Here is a 26028-nt window from a genome sequence, read left to right on the forward strand (position 1 = left end):
TCGACGAAGGCGAGGCCGGGCGCGTGGTGTCTAGGGCCGTCGGACGAACCTGACGGTGGTGTGGCCGAGGGGGTGTCGGGTGCGGCGGGTCTCGTAGTGGGGGTCGTGGACGGTGCGGTGGTGGTGGCCGCAGAGGAGTCCGGCGTCCTTCGTCGAGGTGCCACCGCCGGCGGACCAGAGGGTCCAGTGGTGGACCTGGCACTGGTGGGCTGGGCGGTCGCAGCCGTCGGTGACACAGGTCCTGTCGCGCAGGCCGATGGCGAGCCGTTGGGCCTTAGAGTGATAGCGCTGCGCTCGGCCGAGGTCGTGGATCTCGCTGGCACCGCCCAGGACGGCCGGCACGAGATGGGCCGAGCAGGCGAGCCGGCGGGCTTCGGCGGCGCTGATCCGTCCGCCGGTGTCGAGCGTGGCGACGCCGAGGTCGCGCAGGAGGGCGTCGAGGTCGAGATTGATGACGACGGTGGCGTTCGTGCCGCCCACCTCGGGCAGGTCGCGGGCGTCCAGGGCCTCGATGAGCTCGACGAACGCCTCCCCTCGGCGCAGCGGCGACGGGGTCCCGGTCGTGAACCGGTCCGCCTCGTCGGGGTTGGCGTTCTTGTGACCGGGTGCGGCGTAGGCGTCGAGGGCCTTGCCGAGCATCTCGGCGTGCAGGGTCGGCAGCACGCCGCGGATCGACGTCCTGCCGTCGCCGAGATCGCGCAACGTCAGCGACGCCGTCGCCATCGCCGAACGCTCCTCGGCCGCCAGCAACCGCGCCTCGTGCGCCTCACCGACCTCGGGGGCAACCACGTCGAGGATCCGCTTACCGAGCTTGCGCAGAGCGAGGGCGTCGAACCGGCCCGCGTTCTCGACCAACACCGCCTCCGCGTGACCCACGGTCTCGACGTCGATGTCATCGGGCAGCGCGTCGAGGGCGCGAACGATGACGTCGGCCTGGTCGATCGACACGGCGCCGGCTGCGGCGGCCGCGGCCAGACGTACGTACCTCTCCGCGGACTGACCGACCCGCACCACCCGGTGCGCCTCACCCCGCGTCGTCCCGGTCGCGTTCGCGAACCACACCGCCGTCGACGGCGACCCGTCCACCCGACCCACCTGCAGCTCGTCCGCGCGGGACGCGAGCTTGGCCACCAGTCCCGACGCGCGGCTGATCAGCTGCTGCGCAGCCACCAGAGCCGACCGCGCGTCCACCTCACCGAGCGTCAGCAGCCCGAGCTCGAGCGCATCCCCGACCCCACGATCAGCACGCGCCAGCGCCGCCAGCACCGGATGCCCCGATCCCGGCGAGAAGGTCCCCCTGCCATGGACTCACTCAAGCACCCACCACCGACAGTTCCGCCCCACGTCGGCCCACGCTGTGGAGGGACCGAACCGCGTGCCGCCGAGACCCCGACTTCGTGCCGCTTCACTCGACTTGGGACCCGTTCAAACAGGGTCTAGGTCGAGCGTTACCCGGTGAACCGGGTAATCCAGAGGGGCCAGCGCCCGCCGCGCCTGTCGGACGCCCGACGTACGCTGTTCCGGTTGCCCCGCACCACCCTGAGGAGCCCGCGCGTGCACCTGTCCGGCCTCGCCGACGCCGTCCTGGCCGACCCCACCCTCGACGAGGCGCTCGCCGGCGCCAGGGACCGCAGCGAGCGCGTCCTCGACCTGACCGGGCCCGGCGCCCTGCGTCCGTTCCTGGTGAAGGGTCTGGCCGACACCGGCCGCACCGTCCTGGCGGTCACGGCCACCACCCGCGAGGCCGAGGAGCTCGTCGCCGCGCTGGGCGACCTCCTCGACCCGGCGCACGTGGGCTACTACCCGAGCTGGGAGACGCTGCCGCACGAGCGGCTGAGCCCGCGCAGCGACACGGTCGGTCGTCGGCTCGCGGTGCTGCGTCGCCTCTCCCACCCGGGCGACGACGCGGCGAACGGTCCGCTGTCCGTCGTGGTGGCGCCGGTGCGCAGCCTGCTGCAGCCGCAGGTCGCGGGCCTGGGCGACCTCGAGCCGGTCGAGCTCGTCGCGGGCACGACCGCCGGGCTCGAGTCCGTCGTCGCCGGCCTGGCGGGCGCGGCGTACACCCGCGTGGACCTCGTCGAGAAGCGCGGCGAGTTCGCGGTGCGCGGCGGCATCGTGGACGTGTTCCCGCCGACCGACGAGCACCCCCTGCGCGTCGAGTTCTGGGGCGACGACGTCGAGGAGATCCGCAGCTTCTCCGTCGCCGACCAGCGCACGCTCGAGAAGGTCGACCGGCTCTGGGCGCCCCCGTGCCGCGAGCTGCTGCTCACCCCCGAGGTCCGCGCCCGGGCCGCTGCGCTGGGCCAGGCGCACCCGCAGCTGCGCGAGCTCACCGAGAAGATGGCGGAGGGCATCGCGGTCGAGGGCATGGAGTCGCTTGCCCCGGTGCTCGTCGACGAGCTCGAGCTGCTGGTGGACGTCCTGCCGGCCGACGCCCACGTCCTCATGCTCGACCCGGAGCGCGCCCGGCGCCGGGCCGCCGACCTCGTCGCCACCAGCGAGGAGTTCCTCGCGGCCTCGTGGGCGGCCGCCGCGAGCGGCGGCCAGGCGCCGATCGACCTGGGCGCCGCGTCCTACCGGGCGTACGCGGACGTCCGCGAGCACGCGCTCGGTCGCGGCCAGGCCTGGTGGAGCATGAGCCCGTTCGGCATCGACGACCCGTCGGCGAGCGACCCCGCGCCGGTCGCGGACGCCGCCACGGCGGGCGTGCCCAGCCGCAGCCTCGGCGCGCAGCCCGCGGAGGCCTACCGAGGCGACGTCGAGAAGGCCATCGCCGACGTGTCCCGCTGGCGTGCGGACGGCTACCGGGTCGTGGTGCTCCACCCCGGGCACGGTCCGGCGCAGCGCACCGTCGAGGCCCTGGCCGACCGCGACGTGCCCGCCCGCCTCGTCGACGCGGTCGAGGACCTGCCGCCGACCGACGTCGTGACGGTCAGCTGCGGCGCCATCTCGCAGGGCTTCGTCGACGACGCCAACCGCGTCGCGCTGCTGACGGGGGAGGACATCTCGGGGCAGAAGGCGTCCACGCGCGACATGCGCAAGATGCCGGCGCGCCGCAAGCGCCAGATCGACCCCCTCGAGCTCAAGGCCGGCGACTTCGTCGTGCACGAGTCGCACGGCGTCGGCAAGTTCGTGGAGATGAAGCAGCGCGAGGTCGCCGGCGCGGTGCGGGAGTACCTGGTGCTGGAGTACGGCGCGTCCAAGCGCGGCGCGCCGCCGGACCGGCTCTACGTGCCCGCCGACACGCTCGACCAGGTCACGCGCTACGTCGGCGGCGAGGCGCCCTCGCTGGACCGTCTCGGCGGCGGGGACTGGACCAAGCGCAAGGCCCGCGCCCGCAAGGCGGTCAAGGAGATCGCGGCGGAGCTGATCAAGCTGTACGCCGCGCGCCAGGCCACCCAGGGGCACGCGTTCGGGCCCGACACGCCCTGGCAGCGCGAGCTGGAGGACGCGTTCCCCTACGCGGAGACGCCCGACCAGCTGACCACGGTCGACGAGGTCAAGTCCGACATGCAGCGCACCGTGCCGATGGACCGGCTGGTGTGCGGCGACGTGGGCTACGGCAAGACCGAGATCGCCGTGCGGGCCGCCTTCAAGGCCGTGCAGGACGGCAAGCAGGTCGCGGTGCTCGTGCCCACGACGCTGCTGGTCACCCAGCACTTCTCGACCTTCGCCGAGCGGATGAGCGGCTTCCCGGTCAACCTGCGGGCGCTGAGCCGGTTCCAGAGCGACAAGGAGGCCTCCGCAGTCCTCGAGGGCCTCGCGAACGGCGAGATCGACGTCGTCATCGGCACCCACCGCCTGCTCAACCCCGACATCCGGTTCAAGGACCTGGGCCTGATCATCGTCGACGAGGAGCAGCGCTTCGGCGTCGAGCACAAGGAGCAGATGAAGCGGCTGCGCACCAGCGTGGACGTGCTCGCGATGTCGGCGACGCCGATCCCGCGCACGCTCGAGATGGCGGTGACCGGCATCCGCGAGATGTCGACGATCACCACGCCGCCGGAGGAGCGCCACCCGGTGCTCACCTACGTCGGCGCCTACGAGGACCGGCAGGTGATCGCCGCGATCCGGCGCGAGCTGCTGCGCGACGGGCAGGTCTTCTACATCCACAACCGCGTCCAGTCGATCGAGAAGGCCGCGGGCCGCCTCAAGGAGCTGGTGCCGGAGGCGCGGGTCGCGACCGCGCACGGCCAGATGAACGAGAAGCAGCTCGAGCAGGTGATGCTCGACTTCTGGGAGAAGCGCTTCGACGTGCTGGTCTGCACGACCCTCGTCGAGTCCGGTCTCGACGTCTCGAACGCCAACACGATGCTCATCGAGCGGGCCGACACCCTGGGCCTCTCGCAGCTGCACCAGCTGCGTGGTCGCGTGGGCCGCTCGCGCGAGCGGGCGTACGCCTACTTCCTCTACCCCAGCGAGAAGCCGCTCACCGAGACCGCGCACGAGCGCCTCGCCACCCTGGCGCAGCACTCCGACCTCGGCGGCGGCATGGCGATCGCGATGAAGGACCTCGAGATCCGTGGCGCCGGCAACCTCCTGGGCGGGGAACAGTCCGGCCACATCGCCGACGTCGGCTTCGACCTGTACGTCCGGCTCGTGGGCGAGGCCGTCAACGACTTCAAGGGCGGCGGCGACGACCAGCTGGAGGAGGTGCGCATCGAGCTGCCGGTCGAGGCGCACCTGCCGCACGGCTACGTGCCCAGCGAGCGCCTGCGCCTGGAGATGTACAAGCGGCTCTCCGAGGTGCGCAGCAACGACGACGTCGACGTGCTGCGCGAGGAGCTGCTGGACCGCTACGGCGAGCCGCCGATCGAGGTCGAGAGCCTGCTCTACGTCGCCCGCTTCCGCGCCCGCGCCCGCGCCGCGGGCATCCGCGAGGTCACGCTGGCCGGCAAGAACGTACGGTTCGCGCCCGTCGCCCTGCCCGAGTCGCGCGTCGTGCGGCTCCAGCGCATGTACCCGAAGTCGCTGGTCAAGCCCGCCACCGACACCATCCTGGTGCCGCGCCCGCAGACCGCGGTCGTGGCGGGCAAGCCGATCACCGGGCTGGCCCTGCTCGAGTGGGCCGCGAAGGTGATCGACCAGGTCATCGACCCGCCGCAGGCGGCGGCGTCGGCGTGAGCCCGGCCCGGCGCAGGTCGGCGACGAGGGCGTGCGCCACGCCCTCGACGACGACCTCGCGGGCCGGCAGGTCCGCGGCGAGGTAGAGCGCGCCGAGCAGCCCGCGCGGGTGCAGCTCGACGTCGAGCGTGACGCGGGTGCGGGGCCCAGCACCCGGCCCGTGGGCCACGCCGGCGACGACCGCGCGCAGCAGCACCTCGCCGGGGGCGTGCACCACGGCCCGCAGCACGAGCCGGTGGCCCGGGGGCGTCGCGGTCGTCGCGCTGTCGTCGACCTCCCAGAACCCGGCCCGGTCTCCGGCCGCCAGGAACGCGTCGTCCGCGGTGGCCTCCCGCAGCCGCTCCCGCGGGCCGTCCGGGCGCGCCGAGGGGGCCGCGCCCGCCGGGGGACCCAGCACCTGGCTCACCCACCCGTCGAGCACGGCGCGGAACCGCAGCGGGACGGCGTCGCGGTACCACCGCGGCTCCGCGCCGGCCGGCGCCGCTGCCAGCACGGCGGTGACGACCTCGGGGTCCGCCGCGACCTCGACGGTGCGGCGGCTGCGGGTGGGTCGCGGCAGCGCGCGGCCCCAGGGCGCGCGAGCGACGGGCGTACGCCTCACGGCAGCCGCCGCCGCACGGCGTCGCGCAGCGCCTGCTCGGGGTCGACCCCGGCCGCCCGGGCGTCGGCGACCACGGCGAGCAGCCGCTCGCCGACGTCGTCGGAGCCGGGGACCGCCGGGGCCAGGGGTGTCCCGGCGCGATCCGCGCGGTCCAGCACCTTGTCGGCGTGCAGCAGGGCGGGCAGCGTCGGCGGGATCCCCTCGTCGAGGCGGTCGCGCTGCTTCTCGCGGGCCTTGACCGCCTCCCACGCCTCGTTCACCGATGCCGCGTCCGGGGCCTCGGAGGGGACGGAGGGGGCGGAGGGGTCGTCGCCGCCGGAGCCGGCGGGCCCGAACACGTGCGGGTTGCGGCGCACCAGCTTGGCCGTCAGGTCGCCCGCCACGTCGTCGACGTCGAACTCGCCGCGCTCCGCGGCGATGGCCGCGTGGAAGTAGATCTGCAGCAGCAGGTCGCCCAGCTCCTCGCGCAGCAGCACGGTGTCGTCGGTGTCGAGCGCCTCGAGGACCTCGTGGCTCTCCTCGAGCAGGTAGCGGGCCAGGGAGCGGTGCGTCTGGCCGGCCTTCCACGGGCACTCGGCGCGCAGGCGCCGCATCACGTCCGCCAGCACGAGCAGCGGCGGACCGTCGGGGACCGTGGCAGTCATGGTGCCCATCATGACGGGCCCGTCCCCGACGGCCGGGCCTCACGCGTCGCGGGCCCCGGCTTGGCTAGGCTGACCGCCGACCAGCAGTCACGAGGGCACCCCACCCTCGCCCACCCCGGCCCCAACCCAGGAGCAGCAACGTGGCAAGCATCGTCGCCGTCGGCGCCCGCGAGATCCTCGACTCGCGCGGCAACCCCACCGTCGAGGTAGAGGTCCTGCTGGAGGACGGCGTGCTCGGTCGCGCTGCCGTGCCCAGCGGCGCCTCCACCGGCGCGTTCGAGGCGGTGGAGCTGCGCGACGGCGGCTCCCGCTACCTCGGCAAGGGCGTCGAGAACGCCGTCAACGGCGTCTTCGAGAAGATCGCCCCGGCCGTCGTCGGCATCGACGCCGACGACCAGCGCCTCGTCGACCAGACGATGCTCGAGCTCGACGGCACGCCCAACAAGGCGGACCTGGGCGCCAACGCCATCCTCGGCGTCTCCCTGGCGACCGCGCAGGCCGCGGCCGAGTCGGCCGGCCTGCCGCTCTACAAGTACGTCGGCGGCCCCAACGCCCACGTGCTCCCGGTCCCGATGATGAACATCCTCAACGGTGGCGCGCACGCGGACACCAACGTCGACATCCAGGAGTTCATGGTCGCCCCGATCGGTGCGCCCACGTTCGCCGACGCCGTGCGCAGCGGCGCCGAGGTCTACCACGCGCTGAAGTCGGTGCTGAAGAAGAAGGGCCTGGCCACCGGTGTCGGTGACGAGGGCGGCTTCGCGCCCGAGCTCCCGTCGAACCGCGCCGCCCTCGACCTCATCGCCGAGGCGATCGACGTCGCCGGCTACGAGCTGGGCAAGGACCTCGTGCTCGCGCTGGACGTGGCGGCCACCGAGTTCCACACCGACGGTGCGTACACCTTCGAGGGCGGCCGCAAGAGCGCCGAGGAGATGACCGCCTACTACGCCGAGCTCGTCGCGGCGTACCCGATCGTCTCCATCGAGGACCCCCTCGACGAGGAGGACTGGGAGGGCTGGAAGGCCATCACCGACAGCCTCGGCTCGCGCACGCAGCTCGTCGGCGACGACCTGTTCGTCACCAACGTCGAGCGCCTGCAGCGCGGCATCTCCGGCGGCCAGGCCAACGCCCTGCTGGTCAAGGTCAACCAGATCGGCTCGCTCACCGAGACCCTCGACTCCGTCGAGCTGGCCCACCGCAACGGCTACCGCTGCATGATGAGCCACCGCTCCGGCGAGACCGAGGACGTCACCATCGCCGACCTGGCCGTCGCCACGAACTGCGGCCAGATCAAGACCGGCGCCCCGGCCCGCTCCGAGCGCGTCGCGAAGTACAACCAGCTGCTGCGCATCGAGTCGGAGCTCGGCGACGCCGCGCGCTACGCCGGCGCCGGCGCGTTCCCGCGCTACCGCGGCTGACGGCGCCAGCCAGTCAGCCGGCAACCACCCAGCACCACCCGACGAGCGAGAGGACGGACGATGGCCGAGGAGCGTCGCCGCAAGCGGCCCTCCCGGCCCGCGGCCAGCCGCGGGCCGGGCAGGTCCCGTCCGTCCTCCCGCCCGTCCGCACGCCGTACGCCCGCTGCCGCGGCCGCCGCTCGGCGTCCCCGCCCGAAGTTCACCGGGCGGGCGGCGATCCTGGTGCTGGTGCTGGCCGTGCTGACGGTCTCGTACGCCTCGTCGCTGCGGGCGTACCTGACCCAGCGCGAGCACCTGGGCGACCTGCGCGCCCAGATCGACACCACGACCGAGGACATCCGGGCGCTGGAGCGCGAGAAGCGGCGCTGGGAGGACCCGGCGTTCGTCGAGCAGCAGGCCCGTGAGCGGCTGGACTTCGTGCAGCCGGGGGAGACCCCCTACGTCGTCATCGGCGAGGACGGCGAGCCGCTGGGCAGCCACGGCTCGCTCTCCGAGCCGGTCGCGGGCGACGAGCGCGAGGTCGCGCCGGCGTGGTGGGAGACCACCTGGGAGTCGGTGGAGGCGGCGGGCAACCCCGAGGAGGCCGCCGCGCAGGAGCAGGAGCAGGAGCCTGCCGAGGAGATCGAGGGTCCGCCGGTGGGCGGCGAGGAGGAAGACGAGTGACGACGCCCGAGCCCGACGCGCCGACCGTGGCCGCCGAGGACGAGGCCGCCATCGCCGCCCAGCTGGGGCGCACCCCGCGGGGCATCGCGGAGGTCGGGCACCGCTGCCCGTGCGGCAACCCGGACGTCGTGACGACGCTGCCGCGGCTGCCGAACGGCACCCCGTTCCCCACGACCTACTACCTGACCTGCCCCCGCGCCGCGTCACGGATCGGGACGCTGGAGGGCGGCGGCGTGATGAAGGAGATGCAGGCCCGGCTCGGCCACGACGCCGAGCTGGCGGCCGCGTACGCGCGCGCCCACGAGGCGTACCTGGCGGCCCGCGCCGAGCTGGAGCCGCAGGTCGGCGGCGTTCCCGAGATCGCCGGGATCTCCGCCGGCGGAATGCCCGACCGCGTCAAGTGCCTCCACGTGCTCGCCGGGCAGTCGCTCGCCCAGGGACGCGGGGTCAACCCGCTGGGCGACGAGGTCCTCGACGCGCTCGGCGACTGGTGGGCGAGCGGCCCGTGCGTCGGCGAGGGCGCCCCCGCCGAGCCGGCTGCCGACGCCGCGGCCGAGGGTCCGGCGTGATCGCCGCCGTCGACTGCGGCACCAACACCATCAAGCTCTACGTCGGCACGCCGCCGACCGCCGTGGTCCGCACCGCCCGGATGGTGCGTCTCGGCCAGGGCGTGGACGCGACCGGCCGGATCGACGACGCGGCGATGCGCCGCGCGTTCGAGGCCCTCGACGAGTACGCGTCCATCCTCGCGGAGCACCCGGTCGAGCGGATCCGGTTCTGCGCGACCTCCGCCACGCGCGACGCCTCGAACGCGGCGACGTTCCGGGCGGGGGTGCGCGAGCGCCTGGGCGTCGAGCCCGAGGTGCTCAGCGGTGCGGAGGAGGCGGCCCTGACCTTCGCCGGCGCCGTGCGCAACCTCGGCTCCGAGCCGCGCCTGCCGGTGCTCGTGGTCGACATCGGCGGCGGCTCGACCGAGCTCGTGCTGGGGGAGCGGGACGCGAGCGGCGCCGTGGTCGTGACGCAGGCCTTCTCGATGGACGTCGGTTCGGTGCGCCTGCACGAGCGGCACCTGCACTCCGACCCCCCGGGTCCCGACGAGGTCGAGGCCTGCGTCGGCGACGTGGAGGCGGCGCTCGACGCCAGCGGGGTGGACGTCGCCCGCGCCGCCCAGGTGGTCTGCGTCGCCGGCACGGCCCTGACCGTCGGAGCGCTGGCGCTCGGGCACGCGACGTTCGACCCCGCCGCGCTGGACCAGGCCGTCGTGGACCGCTCCGCCGTCGCCGAGCAGGCCGACCGGCTCCTGGCGCTCGACGTGGAGGCCCGACGCGCGCTGGGCCCCATGCACCCGGGTCGTGCGGACGTGGTCGGTGCGGGTGCGGTCGTGCTCGACCGGGTGCTCGCGCGCGCCGGCGTCGACCACGTGACGCTCTCCGTGGCGGACATCCTCGACGGCATCGCGGCCTCGATCGCGACGCCGTGACGACGCCTGCGAGAATGCTCCGGTGACGCAGCACGCCATCACCGTCCTCGGCCACGACCGACCCGGCATCATCGCGCAGACCACCGCCGTCCTCGCGGACCTCGGCCTCAACATCGAGGACACCTCGATGACGCTCCTGCGCGGCCACTTCGCGATGACGCTGATCTGCGCGGGCGGTGCGACCGAGGGCCGCATCGCCGACGCGCTCCTGCCGCTGGCCGACGACGGCACCCTCACCGTGACGGTGCGCGAGGTGCCGGCGGACGAGGGCGCTGCGGCCTCCGGCAGCCCGTACCTGCTGGCGGTGCACGGCGGCGACCGCCCGGGCATCGTCTCCGCGGTCGTCGGCGCCGTCGCGCAGGCGCGCGGCAACGTCACGGACCTCACCACCCGCCTGTCCGGGGACCTCTACGTCCTGCTCGCCGAGGTCGACCTCCCGACCGACGTCGACGTCGAGGCCCTGCGCGCCGTGCTCGCCGAGGTCGCGGACCGGCTCGGTGTCGGCGTCACCCTGCGGGCCGCGGAGGCCGACGAGCTGTGAGCGAGACCCCGACGGCGGTGAACCCCACGGTCGCCGCCTGGTCCGAGGCCGACCTGGGGGTCGACGGGACGGTGCTGGAGGTCGTGCGCGCGCCCGCGACGGTGCTCTCGAGCGTCGGCGCCGAGGTCGACCCGACCGATCCCGCGACCGTCCGGCTCGCGGCCGACCTGGTGGCCACGATGCGCGTCAGCCCCGGCTGCGTCGGCCTGGCCGCGCCGCAGGTCGGTGTCGGCGCCAAGGTGTTCTGCGTCGACGTCTCCGAGCACCCGAAGACCCGCGACCACCACGGCACCTTCGTGCTGTGCAACGCGGTCGTGGTGTCCTCGAGCCGCAACGAGAAGGCCCGCGAGGGCTGCATGTCGGTGCCCGACCTGACCGGCGACGTGAAGCGGCCCTCCCGCATCGTCGTGCGCGGTCAGGTGCCCGGCACGGGCGAGGAGGTCGAGGTCGTGGCCAACGCCTTCGAGGCCCGCGCGCTGCAGCACGAGATCGACCACTGCGAGGGTCTGCTCTTCCTGGACCGGGTCGCGGGCGCCCACGCGATCTACCAGCGCAAGACCTACCTGTGAGCCTGCCCCCGGTCCAGCACCGCCGACGCCCGTAGCCTCGGGCCCGGGCCCCCGTATCCCAACCGGCAGAGGAGACCGTCTTAAAAACGGTCAGTTGTGAGTTCGAGTCTCACCGGGGGCACGCAGCAGGTCGTAGGCCTGCGGGAAGTCCCGCACGTGCCGCCCCAGCTCCTCCCAGAGCCGGTCGACCGCGGCCGCGGCGCCGGGGCGGGCCTCCGCGACCGCACGCAGCCACGAGCGTCCCTCCGCCATGATCGCCGGATCGTCGAGGAGCAGGGCCGCGACGAGCGTGCCGAGCAGGTGCGGCACCTGGTCGGCCACCGCGACGACGGCCGCGCCGCTGCCGCCGTCGCGGGCGCGGCTCACCAGCGCCTCGGCGACGACGGAGAGACCGGGCACCAGCGCGTACGCCTCCCGCGCGGAGTCGCTGGTCAGGGGTGGCGCCGGACGCACCCGGGCGGGCAGGTCGGGCAGGCGCCGCGCGAGCACGGAGGCGGAGGCGGCGTGCGCGGTCGCGCCGAGCCGCTGTGCCCGCACCCCGCCGGGGTCGAAGGCCGCGCCCCCGACCACCACGGGAACGCCGACCGACGTGGACGTCTCGACGTGGCGGCGGGCGAAGAACAGCGACGAGGACAGCGAGGCGCTCACGAGGGTGGCCCGCGGGTTGTGCTCGTCGATCGCGATCTGCAGCGCGGTGGTGGAGACGTCGGGGCCGAGGTAGACGACCCGGTGGCCCGCGTGCTCCAGACGGGTCGTGAGCAGGAGAGCCGGCAGGGCGTGCCACTCCTTCTCGGCGCAGACCATCAGCAGCGGGGCGCCGGTGCGGCGGGCGGTGGCCTGCGCCTCGAGGTCGCGGCGCAGACGGCGGACCACGTGCTCGCCGACCGCGGTCGCGGCGTGCTCGCGCGCGACGCTCCACTCGTTGGCGGCCCACAGGTCGCCGACGCGCAGCTGGGCGGCGGCGACGAGGTCGTCGAGGACGGTGGGCAGGGGGGTGCCCGAGGCCACCAGGTCGGCGGCCACCCGGCCTGCACGCAGGGGGTCGCTCGTGGCGACCGCGTCCCAGTACCCCTCGCGCGCGGCGGTGTCGATCATCCGGCGGGCTCAGACCCCGGTCGGGCGGACGGCCAGGATGGCCGCGTCGTCGCGGTCGAGCGAGTCCACGCCCATGAAGGACGAGACGCTCATCGCCAGGCGCTCGACGACCGCGCTGCTCGGGGCACCGCCGAGGCCGGCCAGGGCGTTCGCGATGCCGTCCTCGCCGAACATGTCGGCGCGACCGCGGGCCTCGGTGATCCCGTCGGTGTAGCAGACCAGGATGTCCCCGATCTCGAGCCGGTGCGTGCTGCTGCCGTACTCCGCGTCCTCGAAGACGCCCAGCGCCGGACCGTGGGACTCCACGTACTCCAGGCGACCGCTGCGACGCAGGATGATCGGCGGCGGGTGGCCCGCGTTGGTGAGGGTGACGTCGTACGCCCCGTCCTCGAGCCGCCGCAGCCGCCCGCACACCGCGGTCGCGAAGCTCTCGATGGGGGAGGTCACCTCGGTGACCAGGACCCGGTTGGTCAGGTCGAGCACGCGGTCGGGGGAGCGGTCGACCAGCGCGGCGGTGCGCACCGAGGAGCGGATGCGCTTGGCGGCCACGGCGGCGGCCACGCCCTTGCCGACGGCGTCGCCGAGCAGCATCGTGAGGTCCTCGTCGGTGCCGTGCAGGTCGATGAAGTCGCCGCCGACGGTGACGTCCTCCTGCGCGACGCGGTTGTAGGAGGCGACGTCGAGGTCGTGCGCCGACGGCAGGGGTGGCGGCAGCAGTGCGGTGCGCAGCACGGACGCGACGTGCCGGTTGTCGGCGACGACGACCGAGACGTCGAGGCTCGTCCCCACGCGACCGGCCACGTCCTCGAGGGCGCCGATCTCCTCGGGCGTGAAGTCCTCGGGACCGCGACGCGCGAGGGTGAGGATGCCGAGCGCTCGGCCGCGCGCCACGAGCGGCACGTGCAGCAGCGAGACGGCGTCGAGCGAGTCGAGCTGCTCGACGAGCGGCGTGGCGCCGAAGAGGTTGCCGAGGACCTCGATCCGCTCGGGGGTGTCGGGCGGCAGGACCCAGTGCTCGGCGGTGCGGCGGGCGAGCAGGTCGCGGATCGCCTCCGCCCGGCGCCGGCCCACGGCGTGGTCGTCGACACCGACGACCTGGTGGCCCGCGGTGCGCCCGACGGCGATCCAGCCCTGGCCGCCGCGCAGGGCGACCTGGGCGAAGTCGGCGACGGTGTCGACGAACGCGTCGACCAGCAGCTCGAGGGCGCGGGTCGGGCGGTGCACGGAGCCCAGGACCTCGCCGAGCTGCGCCAGCAGCGCCTCGTGGTCGCGCCGGTAGCCGCGTCCGGCGTCGGAGAGGGTGCTCACAGCGGGATCCTCGCCGTGATGGTGGTGCCGGCGGCGCGGTTGACGGACCACTCGTCGCAGATGGAGGCGACCATCGCGAGGCCGCGCCCGCGCAGGCCGTCGGAGCTGAGCGCGCCGACGGTGATCTCGCCGTCGCAGCCGGCGTCCACGACGCGCACGACCAGGTGCTCCTCGGCGAGGCTCCAGAGCAGGCTGATGGTGCCGTCCGCCCTCGCCGTGCCGTGCTCCACGGCGTTGATGACCAGCTCGCCGGCCACGATGATCGCGTCGTTGAGGGCGCGGGGCGACAGGTGCAGGGCCGCCAGGTCGTCACGGATCACCGCGCACGTGCTCCGGGCGGCGTCGTCGGAGTGCGGGAGCTCGACGGCGTGCCAGCCGGTCTCGACCGGCTCGGGGGCGGGGGTGGCGACCACGGTGACCTCGGGGACCTCGGGCGACGTCAGGCGTCGACCTGCTGGAAGGGGATCTTGCAGACCGTGAGCACCCGCTGCGGCACGCTGCCCTCCGCGGCGACGAGGGTGATCCGCGCGCCGTTCTTCTTCGCCAGCACCGTGGCGCGGGCCAGCACGCCCACGATGATGCTCGGCAGGAACGTGACGCCGCGCAGGTCCACGGTGAGGCTCTCGGTGAAGCCCTTGCTCGCGGAGTCGATCAGCTCGTTCAGCGCGCGGTGGTCGGCGGCGTCGATGTCACCCGACAGCAGCAGGCTGTCGGACTCGGTCGTCGCGGAGAAGGAGGTCTCGGTCACGGGAGCGATGGTAGTTCAGGATGGGTGAGCGTGCGGCGGCCCGTCCGGCCACCGTGTCCGCACGTCGGCCCTGCTCACCCGGTCGGGTGAGGGAATGTCGGACGCCGGTGGGGCGTTGTGCCGACCGATGTCCACCGAAGCCACGTCGCCCTCCTCCCGCCCCTCCGACCCGTCCGCGCCGCCGTCGCCCGGTACGCCGCGGTTGTCCGTCCTCGACCTCGTGCCGGTGCGCTCCGACCAGGCCTCCGGCGACGCCGTCGCCGCGTCGCGAGCGCTCGCCCGGGTCGCGGACGCGACCGGGTACGAGCGGTACTGGATCGCCGAGCACCACAACATGCCGGCCGTCGCCGCGACCAACCCCCCGGTCCTGATCGCGATGCTCGCGGCCGCCACCGAGCGGATCCGCCTCGGGTCCGGCGGCGTGATGCTCCCCAACCACGCCCCGCTGGTGGTCGCCGAGCAGTTCGCGCTGCTGGAGGCCGCCTTCCCCGGCCGGATCGACCTGGGCATCGGCCGCGCCCCGGGCTCCGACCCGGTGACGAGCTGGGCCCTGCGCCACGGCGGCCCGGCGGGCGCGGACGACGAGGGCGTGTCCCGCTTCGCCGAGTACGTCGACAACGTCCTGGCGATGATGGAGCCCGACGGTGTCGGCCTGCGTGCCGCCGGGCGTACGCACGCGCTGCGTGCGACACCGCAGGCGACGTCGGTGCCGACGGCCTGGCTGCTGGGCTCCTCCGACTACTCGGCGAGCCTGGCGGCGCAGAAGGGGCTGCCGTACGTCTTCGCCCACCACTTCACGGGGGAGGGGACCGAGCGGGCGCTGGAGCTCTACCGGTCGAGCTTCCGGCCCTCGCCCGAGCTGGCGGAGCCGCGCACCTTCCTGACGGTCAACGCCGTCGTCGCGCAGACCCGCGAGGAGGCGCAGCGGCGGGCACGCCCGAACCAGCTGATGATGCTCGCGCTGCGCACCGGCCAGCCGCTGGCCGCCCAGCTGCTGGTGGAGGAGGCCGAGGCCGTCGACCTGCCGGAGTCGCACGCCGCCCTCGCCGACGCCATGCTCGAGCGCTGGGTGGTCGACGAGCCGGTCGGGGCTCGTCGGCGGATCGCCGAGCTGGCCGCGGGCTTCGGGGTCGACGAGGTGATGGTGCACCCCGTGGCGGGTGCCGTCGCGGGCACCGACCCCGCGACCTCGCCCGCACGCGAGGAGACGCTGCGCCTGCTCGCGGCGTGATTAGGAATTGCGGGGGCGCTTCCCTAGACTGGTGCGTCGGCCCAACGTGGGTCTGCTTCGTGGTGCCTCGCGGCTGCCCGGCTCGTCCGGGATGAGGTCCACGGGCGGCTGCACGAGGTCCACTGCCCCGCTCGCGGGGCAGGAGGTTCCCGGGCCGGCCGGACGCCCCTGTCGGGCGACCGGTGCACGACACGGTAGGCGAGAAGCAAGCACGATCACGAACGAATCAGACCGGGTGCATCCCGGCGCGACGGAATGTGAGGACATGGCCAAGAAGGAAGGCGTCATCGAGATCGAGGGCTCGGTTGTCGAGGCTCTCCCCAACGCGATGTTCCGTGTGGAGCTCAGCAACGGGCACAAGGTTCTCGCCCACATCAGCGGCAAGATGCGCCAGCACTACATCCGGATCCTCCCCGAGGACCGCGTGGTGGTGGAGCTGTCGCCGTACGACCTGACTCGCGGCCGCATCGTCTACCGCTACAAGTGACCAGCCGACACACCCCGAAAGGACCTCCTCCGTGAAGGTCAAGCCCAGCGTCAAGAAGATCTGCGACAAGTGCCAGGTGATCCGTCGCCACTCCCGCGTGATGGTGATCTGCGAGAACCCGCGGCACAAGCAGCGTCAGGGCTGACGCGCCCGGGCCCCCGGGCCCACCAGCAGCAGCACCCCACCGTGTTCGCTCAACCCGCACCAGCGGGGGATGCACCTCCGGAGCAGAGGCCGGAGCCGGTGCCCGACACCCGTCGGGAAGACACCGGACGCGACACGACCGACACCTCTGTGCATCCGAAGGGAAACGCCACATGGCACGCCTCGTTGGTGTCGATCTCCCGCGCGACAAGCGCATCGAGATCGCACTCACCTACATCTTTGGCATCGGGCGCACGAGCGCCCAGCAGATCCTCGCCGTCACCGGGGTCGACCCGAACGCCCGCGTGCACACGCTCGGCGACGAGGAGCTGGTGAAGCTCCGCGACGAGATCGAGGCCAACTACAAGTTCGAGGGTGACCTCCGCCGTGAGGTCCAGGCCGACATCCGCCGCAAGATCGAGATCGGCAGCTACCAGGGTCGCCGCCACCGCATGGGCCTGCCGGTCCGCGGTCAGCGCACCAAGACCAACGCCCGCACCCGCAAGGGTCCGAAGCGCACGGTTGCCGGCAAGAAGAAGGCTCGCTGATCCCCGCGTCGGGATCGCTGCCCTCCTCCACTCACTTCACCAGAACTTTCAGGAGATAACGCATGCCCCCCAAGGGACGCGCTGCGGCCGGTGCCAAGAAGGTGCGCCGCAAGGAGAAGAAGAACGTCGCCGCCGGCGAGGCTCACATCAAGAGCACGTTCAACAACACCATCGTCACCATCACCGACCCCACGGGCGCGGTGATCTCGTGGGCCTCTGCCGGCACCGTCGGCTTCAAGGGCTCGCGCAAGTCCACGCCGTACGCGGCCCAGATGGCCGCCGAGGCCGCTGGTCGTCGGGCGATGGAGCACGGCATGAAGAAGATCGACGTCTTCGTCAAGGGTCCGGGCTCGGGCCGCGAGACGGCGATCCGGTCCCTGGGTGCGATCGGCCTCGAGGTCGGCACCATCCAGGACGTCACGCCGCAGCCCCACAACGGATGCCGGCCGCCCAAGCGCCGCCGCGTCTGACCCGACACCAGAGACCAAGGAGAGACTGACCCATGGCCCGTTACACCGGCCCCATGACCAAGAAGTCGCGCCGTCTCGGTGTCGACCTCGTCGGTGGCGACGCCGCGTTCGAGCGTCGCCCGTACCCGCCCGGCATGCACGGCCGCGCGCGCGTCAAGGAGAGCGAGTACCGCGCTCAGCTGCAGGAGAAGCAGAAGGCCCGCATCTCCTACGGCATCCTCGAGAAGCAGTTCTTCAACTACTACGTCGAGGCCTCGCGCCGCACCGGCAAGACGGGTGACAACCTGCTCGAGCTGCTCGAGTGCCGTCTCGACAACGTGGTGTACCGCGCCGGCTTCGCCCGCACGCGCCGCCACGCCCGCCAGCTCGTGAGCCACGGCCACTTCCTGGTGAACGGCAAGAAGGTCAACATCCCGTCGTTCCAGGTGTCGCAGTACGACATCATCGACGTGCGGGAGAAGTCCCTCGAGATGACCCCGTTCATCGTGGCGCGCGAGACGCACGGCGAGCGCGTCGTGCCGGCGTGGCTCGAGGCGGTCCCGAACCGCATGCGGATCCTGGTGCACCAGCGCCCGGTCCGTGCGCAGATCGACGTGCCCGTGCAGGAGCAGCTGATCGTCGAGTTCTACTCGAAGAAGTGACACTGTCCGGTGCGGGGCGGGTGGTCGGTCGACCACTGCCCCGCGCCGGCGTTCGTCCTCGTTCGTCCCACGTTCCACGTCGTTCGGACCCGTCAAATGGTGGGTGGGTCCGGAAAGGAATCACACAGTGCTCATCGCTCAGCGCCCGACCCTCACGGAGGAAGTTGTCGGCGACTTCCGCTCGCGGTTCGTCATCGAGCCGCTCGAGCCGGGGTTCGGCTACACGCTCGGCAACTCGCTGCGTCGCACGCTCCTGTCCTCGATCCCCGGGGCGTCCGTGACCAGCATCAAGCTCGACAACGTCCTCCACGAGTTCTCCACCGTGGAGGGGGTGAAGGAGGACGTCACCGAGGTCATCCTGAACCTGAAGGGCCTGGTCGTCTCCTCGGAGCACGACGAGCCCGTCACGATGTACCTGCGCAAGTCCGGCGCCGGTGACGTCACCGCCGCCGACATCGCGCCGCCGGCCGGTGTCGAGGTGCACAACCCCGACCTGAAGATCGCGACGCTGTCCGACAAGGGCAAGCTCGAGATGGAGCTGGTCGTCGAGCGCGGCCGCGGCTACGTCTCCGCCGTGCAGAACAAGGGTGCGGACAACGAGATCGGCCGCATCCCGGTCGACTCCATCTACAGCCCCGTGCTGAAGGTGACCTACAAGGTCGAGGCCACCCGTGTCGAGCAGCGCACCGACTTCGACAAGCTGATCATCGACGTCGAGACCAAGCCGTCGATCCAGCCCCGCGACGCGATCGCGTCGGCCGGCAAGACGCTGGTCGAGCTCTTCGGCCTGGCCCGCGAGCTCAACGTCGAGGCCGAGGGCATCGACATCGGCCCCTCGCCGGTCGACGAGCAGCTCGCCGCGGACCTCGCCCTCCCGGTCGAGGACCTGCAGCTGACGGTCCGTTCGTACAACTGCCTCAAGCGCGAGGGCATCCACACCGTGGGTGAGCTCATCAGCCGCTCGGAGCAGGACCTCCTCGACATCCGCAACTTCGGCGCGAAGTCGATCGACGAGGTCAAGGCCAAGCTGGTCGAGATGGGCCTGTCCCTCAAGGACAGCGCGCCCGGGTTCGACCCGCAGGCCGCTCTCGCCGCCTACGGCGACGACGACGACGACACGTTCGTCGAGGACGAGCAGTACTGATCCACCCGCTCGGGCGGCCGACCGGCCGCCCGAGCCCACCCTGCGCAGCGCCCGCTGCGCCGTCTACCCCGGTACCTCGCACGGCCGGGGAGAAGAGAGAGAACTGATGCCCACCCCCAAGAAGGGTCCCCGCCTCGGCGGCAGCCCCGCGCACCAGCGTCTGATCCTGTCGAACCTGGCCTCGCAGCTCTTCGAGCACGGCCGGATCGTCACGACCGAGTCGCGGGCGCGCACGCTGCGCCCCGTCGCGGAGAAGCTCATCACCAAGGCGGTCAAGGCCCACAAGGCCGAGCAGGCAGACGACGCGGTCAACTCGCTGCACCAGCGTCGCGAGGTCCTCAAGACCGTCCGTGACAAGGGCATCGTGCACGTCCTCTTCACCGAGATCGCGCCGACCTTCGCGGAGCGCCCGGGTGGCTACACCCGGATCACGAAGCTCGGCCCCCGCAAGGGCGACAACGCTCCCATGGCGGTCATCGAGCTCGTGACCGAGGCGTACGTGGCCAAGGCCGTCACGAAGCCGGCCTCCGGCCCGGCCGCCCCGGTGGCGGAGCCCGCGGACGAGGTCGAGGAGTCGACCGAGACGACGGACGCCGCGGACGAGACCACGGAGGAGTCGACGGAGGAGTCCACGGACGCCGCCGAGGAGACCACCGAGTCCGCCGAGGACGAGAAGAAGGCCTGAGCCTCCCTCACCCGCACGCACCGACGGCCCGTCACCCCGCGAGGGGTGGCGGGCCGTCGGCGTTGTCCGGGGTGCCTACGGTGGGGCGATGAGCGAGGAGAAGGCCCCGGCCGAGAAGCTGAGCACCGACGAGCCCACCACCCAGGGCAGCGCCCGCGAGGCGGAGGCGGGCCAGCACGTGGCGGGCACCGAGCCGCGGCCGGGCCACCCCGATGCGGACCCGACCCCGCCGGCCGACGACGTGGCTCCCACGACCGACGCCCCGGACGTCGCCGCCGCCGCGGAGGAGTCGGGCGGAGAGGGGCTGGTCCGGGACGCCTGAGCCTCAGGTCGGGTCCCAGGCGCGCTCCAGCGCCCGCACGGCCTCGGCACGGGCCAGCCCCGCGCGACGTGCGGCCAGGACGTACGCCGTCAGCGCGGCGTCCGCGTCCGCGTCGCCCGCACCGGACTCGGCGACGAAGGTGCCGGCCCGCCCCCGGGTGACGACCACCCCGTCCTGCTCGAGCTCGCGGTAGACGCGCGCCACGGTGTTCGTGGCCACGCCCAGCTCGGCGGCCAGTGCCCGCACGGTGGGCAGGCGCTCGCCCGGCGCCAGCGACCCGTCCGCGACGGCGCGGGCGACCTGGCCCCGCAGCTGCTCGAACGGAGGGGTGTCCAGGCTCGGGTCGGGAGGCGTCAGCACGGGCGCCACGCTAGGCCATCCGGGCGGGTCCGCCCGCCGGTGTGATGAGGTGGGCCCGTGGACGCGCACGCCCAGCAGCCGGAGCACCCGCCGACGCCCGAGCCGATCCCCGAGCCGGCCCCCGAGCCGGTCCCGTGGGCGGTGCTCGTCGTCGGCGAGGCGCTGGTCGACGTGGTGCGCGACGCCGCAGGCGCCGAGCACGAGCGGGCGGGCGGCTCGGCCGCGAACGTGGCGGTCGCACTGGCGCGCCTCGACCGGCGCTCGTGGCTCGCCACGGCGATGGCCGACGACCGCCTCGGCGGCATCCTGGCCGCGCACCTGGGACGCGACGGGGTACGCCTGGCCGCCGACCCCGAGACCATCGCACGCACCTCGTCCGCGGTGGCACTGCTGGGGGAGGGGGGAGCGGCGACCTACGAGTTCGACCTCGAGTGGCGCCTGGGCCCCGTGGCGGTTCCGGAGGGCGCCGTCGGCTGGGTCCACACCTGCTCGATCGCCGCCGTGCTGCCGCCCGGCTGCGAGAGCGTGCTCGAGACGGTGCGGTCGCACCGGGGCGAGGCGCTCGTCAGCTACGACCTCAACGCCCGCCCGGCCATCACCGGCACCGGCGCGGACGTCATCGGCCGCGTCGAGGCGCTGGTCGCCGAGGCCGACGTGGTGAAGGCCTCGGACGAGGACCTCGCGGCGCTCTGGCCCGACCTGGCCGAGGCCGACGCGGTGCGGCACCTGCGCGACCTGGGGCCGGCCCTGGTGGTCGTCACCCGCGGCGCGGAGGGCGCGGAGTGCCACGCCTCGGCCGGGCGCGTGGCCGTGCCCGCGGTGACGGACCTCGGGGTCGTCGACACCATCGGCGCCGGCGACACCCTCGCGGCGGCGTTCGTCAGCGCGCTGTGGGACCTCGACGTGGTCGGCGCCGGGACCCGCGAGCGGCTCGCGGCGCTCGGGGCGGACGAGCTGCGGGGCGCCCTGGCGTACGCCGTGCGCGCCGCGGCCCTGACGGTCTCGCGACCCGGCGCGGACCCGCCGTACCTCGCCGAGGTCGGCGACCGGGTGCGCTCGTAGGATCTGCGGGTGCGCCTGCGGATCGACCTCGCCTACGACGGCACCGACTTCCACGGCTGGGCCCGCCAGCCCGCGCTGCGGACGGTCCAGCAGGAGCTGGAGGCCGCGCTCGCCCGGCTGCTGCGCGTCACGGAGCCGCCGACCGTCGTGGTGGCCGGGCGCACCGACGCCGGCGTGCACGCCCGGGGCCAGGTGGTGCACGTCGACCTCGACGACGCGACGGTGCTCGCCTCCGCTGGTCGCGGCGACGCCGACCCCGTGACGGCGCTGACGCGCAAGCTCAACGGCGTGCTGCCGCCCGACGTGCGCGTCCACAGCACCCGCACCGCGCCTGAGGGCTTCGACGCGCGCTTCTCGGCCGTGTGGCGTCGCTACGCGTACCGGATCGCCGACCGGGTCGATCTCGTCGACCCGCTGACCCGCCGTCACGTGCTGGCCTGGGGCCAGCCGGTGGACGAGGACCGGATGAACGCCGCGTCCGCCCAGCTCGTCGGCGAGCAGGACTTCGCGGCGTTCTGCAAGAAGCGACCCGGGGCCACGACGATCCGCACCCTGCTCGACCTGGACTGGGCGAGGCACCCGGACGGCATCCTCGTCGGCACCATCAGGGCGGACGCGTTCTGCCACAACATGGTGCGCGCGCTGGTCGGCTGCCTGCTGGCCGTCGGTGAGGGGCGGCGCGAGCCCGGGTGGGCGCACGCGGTGCTGACCGCCGGTGTCCGCGACCCCTCGGTGCAGGTCGTCCACGCGCACGGGCTGGTCCTCGAGGAGGTCGGCTACCCCGACGACGCCGAGCTCGCGCTGCGCGCCGAGCAGACCAGGAAGGTGCGGACCCGTGGGTGACCCGAGGACGGACGGAACGGCTCCCGCCGACGAGCACTACTTCACGGCCGACCCCACGGCGCCGTTCACGCGGCAGCCGGTCGAGGTCGAGGTGTGGGGACGCGACCTCCGCCTGGTGACGGGTTCGGGGGTGTTCGCCCGGGGGCGGCTCGACGTCGGCACCGCGGTGCTGTTCCGCGAGACGGACCCGCCGCAGGACGTGCGCCGCGTCCTGGACCTCGGCTGCGGCTACGGCGTCATCGGGCTCGCCGTGGCGGCGAGCGTCGAGGGCGTCGAGGTGACCGCGGTCGACGTCAACGAGCGCGCGCTGCTGCTGGCCCGCGAGAACGCCGCGGCGCTCGGGCTGGAGGCCCGGTTCACCGCCCGCACGCCGGACGCCGTGGACCCGGACGCGGAGTTCGACGAGATCTGGTCCAACCCCCCGATCCGGATCGGCAAGGCGGCCCTGCACGAGCTGCTGCTGACCTGGCTGCCGCGGCTGGCGCCCGGCGGTCGGGCGGTGCTGGTCGTCGGGCGCAACCTCGGCGCCGACTCCCTGCAGCGGTGGCTCGGCGAGCAGGGCTGGCCGACGACGCGGCTGGCCTCCGCCAAGGGGTTCCGGGTGCTCGAGGTGCGCCGCGGGGACGCGACGGGCTGAGACGGTGCGGGCTCAGCGCGCCCGCCAGCGCCGCCACTCGGCCTCGGCCTCCGCGCGTACCTTCCCGTCGTGCTCGAGGCGCACCCGCGCCGTCACCACGTCGCGCGAGGCGTCGACGATCTCGGCCAGCAGCGTCACCTCCGCGGCCAGCGGGGCCGGGCGGCGGTAGCGGACGTCGAGGCCGGCCGTCACGTAGGGCAGCGGCACGCCCTCGTCCGCGGGCCAGCCGCGCTCGTGCGCCGTGTGCACCACCGCGGCGGCGGAGTGGCAGTCGAGGAGCGTCGCGATGATCCCGCCGTTGAGGAAGCCCAGCCCGTTGTCGTGCGCCGGCCAGGGGGTGAAGCGGGCGGTGGTGAGGTCGCCGTGCTCGCCCTGGCCCGTCGGGGCGAAGCTGCGCAGCCGCAGGCCCGACTCGTTGGCCGGGCCGCAGCCGAAGCAGTTCATGGCGCTGAAGTAGCGGTCCTGGAGGCTCGTCGTCACGGGCCCACCCTGGCAGAGGCGGGGCCGTCGTGGGGTGCGCGGCCGTCAGAGGCCGGGCGCGCTCACCAGGCCGCCGAGGCCGAGCTCGCGCAGCGTGAGCGCGAAGGCGCGGCCCATCGCGGCGTACGTCGGGTCGGCCAGCGTGAGCGGGGCGGGCTCGACCTCGGTGAAGCAGTGCACGGCCAGCTCGGCCCCGTCGGGCAGCGCCAGCACGGCGCCGCCGTGGCGGGTCGTCGCGGTCCAGGCCTGCACGTGCCACAGCACCGTCTCGCTGCTCACCCAGGCCGCCAGCCCCCAGGGGGCGTCGGCGGCCAGCGCGGTGCGTACGGCGTCGTAGGCGGGGTTGCCGGCGAGCGCGGCGAGCATCTCGGCGTGCTCGGCGGGCAGCACCGTGGCGCCGGTGGGCCGGACGCGGGTGCGGTACGCGGTGCGGCGCAGGCGCTCGTTGACCGCGCGCGGGCCGCCCACGAGCGCGAGCAGCGCGTCGGTGGCCGAGGTGAGGGGGACCTCGCCGGGGACGGGTCGCACGGCGTCGGCCAGCGGACCCACGACCGCCTGCGGATCGATGCCACGGTCGACGGCCTGGACGGCGAGGAAGGGGGCCAGCGCGCCGCCGCCGTCGTAGACGGCCATCTCGTCGTGGGTGACCTCCAGGAGGTCCGGGGCGGAGACCACCAGCGACCACCGACGCACCGTCGGTGCGAGCGCCGACCGCCACAGGTCGAGCACCACCTGGGCGGCGCCGACGCGGTCGAAGTGAGTGGTCACGACTGATGACACCACCGCAGGGCACCGCGGCGCACCCGAATGGCGCAACTGCGGCGCGCCGCTGGTCACACCACGCGACGACGCGTGGGCCTCAGCGCAGGGCGTACGTCGCCAGCGAGACGCCCACGTAGTGGGTGACGAAGGCGAGGATGGTGAAGGTGTGGAAGACCTCGTGGAACCCGAACCAGCGGGGCGAGGGGTTCGGCCGCTTCACGCCGTAGACGACGCCGCCCAGGGTGTAGAGGCCGCCGCCCACGCAGATGAGGACGAACGTCGCGATCCCGATCCCGGCGCCGTACTGCGCCGTCGCGCCGCTCGCGAAGCTCGGGATGAAGAACACGGCCGCCCAGCCGAGCGCGATGTAGATCGGGGCGTTGAGCCAGCGCGGGGCGCCGGCCCAGAACACCTTGAGGGCCACGCCCAGCAGCGCGCCCGACCAGACCACGGTGAGCAGGGTGATCCGTTCCCAGCCGTCGAGCAGCATGAGGGTGAAGGGCGTGTAGGACCCCGCGATCAGCAGGAAGATGTTCGAGTGGTCGAAGCGGCGCAGGAACTGCCACGTCCGCGGTGACCACGTGCCGCGGTGGTAGATCGCGGAGACGGAGAACAGGAGCAGGGCCGAGAGGGTGAAGACGGCCGAGCCGACCCGGGTGAGCGTGTCGGGGGACAGGGCGACCAGGACGATGCCGGCCGCGAGCGTGAGCGGCGCGGTCGCGAGGTGCAGCCAGCCGCGCAGCTTCGGCTTGATCTCGCCCAGGGCGTCGCGGACCTGGCGACCGGCGGCGTCGACCCGCTCGCTGGCGGCCTCGCGCAGGTCGTGCACGCCGTCGCGCAGACGCTGGGTGGGAGCGTTCATGGGCCCAGCCTACGTCCGGACGGTCGGGTCGCGGTGCTCGAGGACGAGAGTTCCGCCACGGCCCCGGTCCGCGCGCACCGGGCAGGCGGGCGTCGGGCGGGCGACCTCGCTAGCATCCTCCGGTGGCCCGCAGCTGGAAGTCCGTCGCACGCCGTGCGCTGTACCCCGCGTACGAGGCGCGGCTCGCGCGCCGGCTCGACACGGCGCGGCTGCCGGCCCACATCGGCGTGATGCTGGACGGCAACCGCCGCTGGGCCCGCGCGGTCGGGGCGGACACCGCGCACGGCCACCGGGCCGGCGCCGCGAACATCGAGCCGCTGCTCGGCTGGTGCGAGGAGATCGGGGTCGAGGTGGTCACGCTGTGGCTGCTCTCGACCGACAACCTCAACCGTGCGGCCTCCGAGCTCGAGCCGCTGCTCGAGATCATCTCCGACGCGGTCGACAGCCTGGCCGACCAGCGCCGCTGGCGCCTGCACCCCGTCGGCGCGCTCGACCTGCTGCCGACCGCCACCCGCGAGCGGCTCAAGGCCGCCGAGGCGGCCACGGCCGACGTGGACGGCCTGCTGGTGAACGTCGCGGTGGGGTACGGGGGGCGGCGCGAGATCGCCGACGCCGTGCGCTCGCTGATCCTCGAGGGCAAGGACCGCGGTCTCTCGGTCGAGGAGATCGCCGCCGGCGTGGACGTCGACGCGATCAGCGCGCACCTCTACACCCGTGGTCAGCCCGACCCCGACCTCGTCATCCGCACCTCCGGCGAGCAGCGCCTCGGCGGCTTCCTGCTGTGGCAGAGCGCGGCCAGCGAGTTCTACTTCTGCGAGGCGCTGTGGCCCGACTTCCGCCGCGTCGACTTCCTGCGCGCGGTGCGGGCGTACGCCCAGCGCGAGCGGCGCCACGGCCGCTGACGGGCGCGGCCGTCCCGGCCGCGGTGCCCGTCGCGGCGTTCCGCGACTCGTCACACAGCATTCACACACGGGGTGCGCGTCCTGCCGTGTCGCGGCACCGTGCGGGAGTACCTTCACCGCATCGGCGGGTGGGGAAGCCCGCCGTACCAGGAGGCCCGAGCGTGAGAACTCACGACCGCACCGCACGGCGTGGCTGCCGCGCGGCAGGAGGCGGGCACTCCCGTCTTCGGGTGACGCCTGCGTCCATCTGCAGGAGC

At 73.7% G+C, this 26028-nt stretch carries 31 protein-coding genes and 1 tRNA gene; 21 read left to right on the forward strand and 11 right to left on the reverse strand.

Annotated elements, in window-relative coordinates; translation table 11 throughout:
• Nucleotides 1–30 precede the first annotated feature (30 nt).
• Entirely contained in the window at nucleotides 31–1191 is a 1161-nt protein-coding gene (locus RDV89_RS15080) for an HNH endonuclease signature motif containing protein (RefSeq protein WP_315734135.1), read from the reverse strand.
• Between the two features lie 333 nt (nucleotides 1192–1524).
• Between RDV89_RS15080 and mfd the strand changes: the two genes are divergently transcribed.
• A complete protein-coding gene (mfd, locus tag RDV89_RS15085) occupies nucleotides 1525–5124 on the forward strand; it encodes a transcription-repair coupling factor (RefSeq protein WP_315734137.1) in 3600 nt (1199 codons plus the stop codon).
• Here mfd and RDV89_RS15090 read toward each other — a convergent pair.
• On the reverse strand, nucleotides 5090–5725 hold the full coding sequence (locus RDV89_RS15090) for a DUF2867 domain-containing protein (protein ID WP_315734139.1): 636 nt from the start codon (nucleotides 5723–5725) through the stop codon (nucleotides 5090–5092). The genes mfd and RDV89_RS15090 overlap by 35 nt on opposite strands.
• Nucleotides 5722–6369 (reverse strand): nucleoside triphosphate pyrophosphohydrolase, encoded by a 648-nt coding sequence (locus RDV89_RS15095; protein WP_315734141.1) that lies wholly within the window; start codon nucleotides 6367–6369, stop codon nucleotides 5722–5724. Before RDV89_RS15095 ends, RDV89_RS15090 begins: the two co-directional genes overlap by 4 nt.
• Nucleotides 6370–6509: 140 nt before the next feature.
• On the opposite strand from RDV89_RS15095, the gene eno reads away from it, so the two are divergent.
• From eno to RDV89_RS15130, 7 genes are all read left to right on the forward strand, one after another.
• Nucleotides 6510–7787 carry a phosphopyruvate hydratase gene (gene eno, locus RDV89_RS15100; protein ID WP_315734143.1) on the forward strand — a complete coding sequence of 426 codons (1278 nt, stop codon included), beginning with the start codon at nucleotides 6510–6512 and terminating at the stop codon, nucleotides 7785–7787.
• A gap of 60 nt (nucleotides 7788–7847) precedes the next feature.
• Nucleotides 7848–8450, forward strand: a complete 603-nt coding sequence (locus RDV89_RS15105) for an FtsB family cell division protein (RefSeq protein ID WP_315734145.1) — start codon at nucleotides 7848–7850, stop codon at nucleotides 8448–8450.
• Nucleotides 8447–9019 carry a DUF501 domain-containing protein gene (locus RDV89_RS15110; protein ID WP_438823285.1) on the forward strand — a complete coding sequence of 191 codons (573 nt, stop codon included), beginning with the start codon at nucleotides 8447–8449 and terminating at the stop codon, nucleotides 9017–9019. The genes RDV89_RS15105 and RDV89_RS15110 overlap by 4 nt, the downstream gene beginning before the upstream one ends.
• A complete protein-coding gene (locus tag RDV89_RS15115) occupies nucleotides 9016–9930 on the forward strand; it encodes a Ppx/GppA phosphatase family protein (RefSeq protein ID WP_315734147.1) in 915 nt (304 codons plus the stop codon). Before RDV89_RS15110 ends, RDV89_RS15115 begins: the two co-directional genes overlap by 4 nt.
• A gap of 22 nt (nucleotides 9931–9952) precedes the next feature.
• Nucleotides 9953–10471, forward strand: a complete 519-nt coding sequence (locus tag RDV89_RS15120) for a glycine cleavage system transcriptional repressor (RefSeq protein WP_315734149.1) — start codon at nucleotides 9953–9955, stop codon at nucleotides 10469–10471.
• Nucleotides 10468–11040: a peptide deformylase gene (locus tag RDV89_RS15125; RefSeq protein WP_315734151.1), complete on the forward strand. Its 573-nt coding sequence runs from the start codon at nucleotides 10468–10470 to the stop codon at nucleotides 11038–11040. The genes RDV89_RS15120 and RDV89_RS15125 overlap by 4 nt, the downstream gene beginning before the upstream one ends.
• Nucleotides 11041–11087: 47 nt before the next feature.
• Nucleotides 11088–11161 (forward strand) — tRNA-Leu (locus RDV89_RS15130).
• On the opposite strand, the gene RDV89_RS15135 is transcribed toward RDV89_RS15130, so the two are convergent.
• From RDV89_RS15135 to RDV89_RS15150, 4 genes are read right to left on the reverse strand one after another with little or no spacing between them, the layout of a single operon-like run.
• The gene (locus RDV89_RS15135; RefSeq protein WP_315734153.1) at nucleotides 11131–12135 is read right to left on the reverse strand and encodes a cobalamin B12-binding domain-containing protein; all 1005 of its coding nucleotides are present in this window, start codon (nucleotides 12133–12135) and stop codon (nucleotides 11131–11133) included. The two genes, RDV89_RS15130 and RDV89_RS15135, sit on opposite strands and share 31 nt — an antisense overlap.
• A 9-nt stretch (nucleotides 12136–12144) precedes the next feature.
• Nucleotides 12145–13443, reverse strand: coding sequence for a PP2C family protein-serine/threonine phosphatase (locus RDV89_RS15140; protein WP_315734155.1), 1299 nt, complete (start codon nucleotides 13441–13443; stop codon nucleotides 12145–12147).
• Nucleotides 13440–13856, reverse strand: coding sequence for an ATP-binding protein (locus RDV89_RS15145; RefSeq protein ID WP_315734157.1), 417 nt, complete (start codon nucleotides 13854–13856; stop codon nucleotides 13440–13442). Before RDV89_RS15145 ends, RDV89_RS15140 begins: the two co-directional genes overlap by 4 nt.
• A 26-nt stretch (nucleotides 13857–13882) precedes the next feature.
• Nucleotides 13883–14191 carry an STAS domain-containing protein gene (locus tag RDV89_RS15150; RefSeq protein ID WP_315734159.1) on the reverse strand — a complete coding sequence of 103 codons (309 nt, stop codon included), beginning with the start codon at nucleotides 14189–14191 and terminating at the stop codon, nucleotides 13883–13885.
• A gap of 127 nt (nucleotides 14192–14318) precedes the next feature.
• Here RDV89_RS15150 and RDV89_RS15155 point away from each other — a divergent pair, with 127 nt between their 5' ends.
• The 9 genes from RDV89_RS15155 (at nucleotide 14319) to RDV89_RS15195 (ending at nucleotide 19863) form a co-directional block, all read left to right on the forward strand.
• Nucleotides 14319–15422 (forward strand): LLM class flavin-dependent oxidoreductase, encoded by a 1104-nt coding sequence (locus RDV89_RS15155; RefSeq protein ID WP_315734161.1) that lies wholly within the window; start codon nucleotides 14319–14321, stop codon nucleotides 15420–15422.
• Nucleotides 15423–15687: 265 nt separating this feature from the next.
• The gene (gene infA, locus RDV89_RS15160) at nucleotides 15688–15909 is read left to right on the forward strand and encodes a translation initiation factor IF-1 (RefSeq protein WP_179429549.1); all 222 of its coding nucleotides are present in this window, start codon (nucleotides 15688–15690) and stop codon (nucleotides 15907–15909) included.
• Nucleotides 15910–15940: 31 nt separating this feature from the next.
• Nucleotides 15941–16054, forward strand: coding sequence for a 50S ribosomal protein L36 (rpmJ, locus tag RDV89_RS15165; RefSeq protein ID WP_315734166.1), 114 nt, complete (start codon nucleotides 15941–15943; stop codon nucleotides 16052–16054).
• Nucleotides 16055–16226: 172 nt separating this feature from the next.
• Nucleotides 16227–16601 (forward strand): 30S ribosomal protein S13, encoded by a 375-nt coding sequence (gene rpsM, locus RDV89_RS15170; protein WP_315734168.1) that lies wholly within the window; start codon nucleotides 16227–16229, stop codon nucleotides 16599–16601.
• A gap of 62 nt (nucleotides 16602–16663) precedes the next feature.
• Complete coding sequence (gene rpsK / locus RDV89_RS15175; protein ID WP_163772483.1) at nucleotides 16664–17071, forward strand: 30S ribosomal protein S11; 408 nt, start codon at nucleotides 16664–16666, stop codon at nucleotides 17069–17071.
• 32 nt (nucleotides 17072–17103) lie between these two features.
• Nucleotides 17104–17712, forward strand: a complete 609-nt coding sequence (gene rpsD, locus RDV89_RS15180; RefSeq protein ID WP_315734172.1) for a 30S ribosomal protein S4 — start codon at nucleotides 17104–17106, stop codon at nucleotides 17710–17712.
• A gap of 127 nt (nucleotides 17713–17839) precedes the next feature.
• A complete protein-coding gene (locus RDV89_RS15185; protein WP_315734174.1) occupies nucleotides 17840–18856 on the forward strand; it encodes a DNA-directed RNA polymerase subunit alpha in 1017 nt (338 codons plus the stop codon).
• Nucleotides 18857–18962: 106 nt separating this feature from the next.
• The gene (rplQ, locus tag RDV89_RS15190; protein WP_315734176.1) at nucleotides 18963–19541 is read left to right on the forward strand and encodes a 50S ribosomal protein L17; all 579 of its coding nucleotides are present in this window, start codon (nucleotides 18963–18965) and stop codon (nucleotides 19539–19541) included.
• An 88-nt stretch (nucleotides 19542–19629) separates the two neighbouring features.
• Nucleotides 19630–19863, forward strand: coding sequence for a hypothetical protein (locus RDV89_RS15195; protein ID WP_315734178.1), 234 nt, complete (start codon nucleotides 19630–19632; stop codon nucleotides 19861–19863).
• A 3-nt stretch (nucleotides 19864–19866) separates the two neighbouring features.
• On the opposite strand, the gene RDV89_RS15200 is transcribed toward RDV89_RS15195, so the two are convergent.
• The gene (locus tag RDV89_RS15200) at nucleotides 19867–20223 is read right to left on the reverse strand and encodes a GntR family transcriptional regulator (RefSeq protein ID WP_315734180.1); all 357 of its coding nucleotides are present in this window, start codon (nucleotides 20221–20223) and stop codon (nucleotides 19867–19869) included.
• 57 nt (nucleotides 20224–20280) lie between these two features.
• On the opposite strand from RDV89_RS15200, the gene RDV89_RS15205 reads away from it, so the two are divergent.
• Genes RDV89_RS15205 through RDV89_RS15215 form a run of 3 tightly spaced genes read left to right on the forward strand, consistent with a single transcriptional unit; the run spans nucleotide 20281 to nucleotide 22765 of the window.
• Nucleotides 20281–21285 (forward strand): PfkB family carbohydrate kinase, encoded by a 1005-nt coding sequence (locus tag RDV89_RS15205; RefSeq protein WP_315734182.1) that lies wholly within the window; start codon nucleotides 20281–20283, stop codon nucleotides 21283–21285.
• A gap of 9 nt (nucleotides 21286–21294) precedes the next feature.
• The gene (gene truA, locus RDV89_RS15210; RefSeq protein WP_315734183.1) at nucleotides 21295–22128 is read left to right on the forward strand and encodes a tRNA pseudouridine(38-40) synthase TruA; all 834 of its coding nucleotides are present in this window, start codon (nucleotides 21295–21297) and stop codon (nucleotides 22126–22128) included.
• Entirely contained in the window at nucleotides 22121–22765 is a 645-nt protein-coding gene (locus RDV89_RS15215) for a class I SAM-dependent methyltransferase (RefSeq protein ID WP_315734185.1), read from the forward strand. The genes truA and RDV89_RS15215 overlap by 8 nt, the downstream gene beginning before the upstream one ends.
• A 12-nt stretch (nucleotides 22766–22777) precedes the next feature.
• Here the strand turns inward: RDV89_RS15215 and RDV89_RS15220 are convergent, their stop codons facing one another.
• From RDV89_RS15220 to trhA, 3 genes are all read right to left on the reverse strand, one after another.
• Nucleotides 22778–23245: a PaaI family thioesterase gene (locus tag RDV89_RS15220; RefSeq protein WP_315734187.1), complete on the reverse strand. Its 468-nt coding sequence runs from the start codon at nucleotides 23243–23245 to the stop codon at nucleotides 22778–22780.
• A gap of 45 nt (nucleotides 23246–23290) precedes the next feature.
• Nucleotides 23291–24013: a hypothetical protein gene (locus RDV89_RS15225; protein WP_315734189.1), complete on the reverse strand. Its 723-nt coding sequence runs from the start codon at nucleotides 24011–24013 to the stop codon at nucleotides 23291–23293.
• A 91-nt stretch (nucleotides 24014–24104) separates the two neighbouring features.
• Nucleotides 24105–24869, reverse strand: coding sequence for a PAQR family membrane homeostasis protein TrhA (gene trhA, locus RDV89_RS15230; protein WP_315734191.1), 765 nt, complete (start codon nucleotides 24867–24869; stop codon nucleotides 24105–24107).
• Nucleotides 24870–24991: 122 nt separating this feature from the next.
• Between trhA and RDV89_RS15235 the strand changes: the two genes are divergently transcribed.
• Nucleotides 24992–25771: an isoprenyl transferase gene (locus RDV89_RS15235; protein WP_438823286.1), complete on the forward strand. Its 780-nt coding sequence runs from the start codon at nucleotides 24992–24994 to the stop codon at nucleotides 25769–25771.
• Nucleotides 25772–26028 lie beyond the last annotated feature (257 nt).

Origin of the sequence: Nocardioides imazamoxiresistens, assembly GCF_032378595.1 — a bacterium.
Classification (GTDB): Bacteria; Actinomycetota; Actinomycetes; order Propionibacteriales; family Nocardioidaceae; genus Nocardioides; species Nocardioides imazamoxiresistens.

Bases quoted from the DNA above. Each gene is read 5' to 3' on its own strand.
- rpsD (WP_315734172.1), top strand. From the start codon at position 17,104: ATGGCCCGTTACACCGGCCCCATGACCAAGAAGTCGCGCCGTCTCGGT.
- rplQ (WP_315734176.1), top strand. From the start codon at position 18,963: ATGCCCACCCCCAAGAAGGGTCCCCGCCTCGGCGGCAGCCCCGCGCAC.
- trhA (WP_315734191.1), bottom strand. From the start codon at position 24,869: ATGAACGCTCCCACCCAGCGTCTGCGCGACGGCGTGCACGACCTGCGC.
- rpsK (WP_163772483.1), top strand. From the start codon at position 16,664: ATGCCCCCCAAGGGACGCGCTGCGGCCGGTGCCAAGAAGGTGCGCCGC.
- RDV89_RS15195 (WP_315734178.1), top strand. From the start codon at position 19,630: ATGAGCGAGGAGAAGGCCCCGGCCGAGAAGCTGAGCACCGACGAGCCC.
- RDV89_RS15095 (WP_315734141.1), bottom strand. From the start codon at position 6,369: ATGACTGCCACGGTCCCCGACGGTCCGCCGCTGCTCGTGCTGGCGGAC.
- RDV89_RS15135 (WP_315734153.1), bottom strand. From the start codon at position 12,135: ATGATCGACACCGCCGCGCGCGAGGGGTACTGGGACGCGGTCGCCACG.
- infA (WP_179429549.1), top strand. From the start codon at position 15,688: ATGGCCAAGAAGGAAGGCGTCATCGAGATCGAGGGCTCGGTTGTCGAG.
- rpsM (WP_315734168.1), top strand. From the start codon at position 16,227: ATGGCACGCCTCGTTGGTGTCGATCTCCCGCGCGACAAGCGCATCGAG.
- RDV89_RS15105 (WP_315734145.1), top strand. From the start codon at position 7,848: ATGGCCGAGGAGCGTCGCCGCAAGCGGCCCTCCCGGCCCGCGGCCAGC.
- RDV89_RS15155 (WP_315734161.1), top strand. From the start codon at position 14,319: ATGTCCACCGAAGCCACGTCGCCCTCCTCCCGCCCCTCCGACCCGTCC.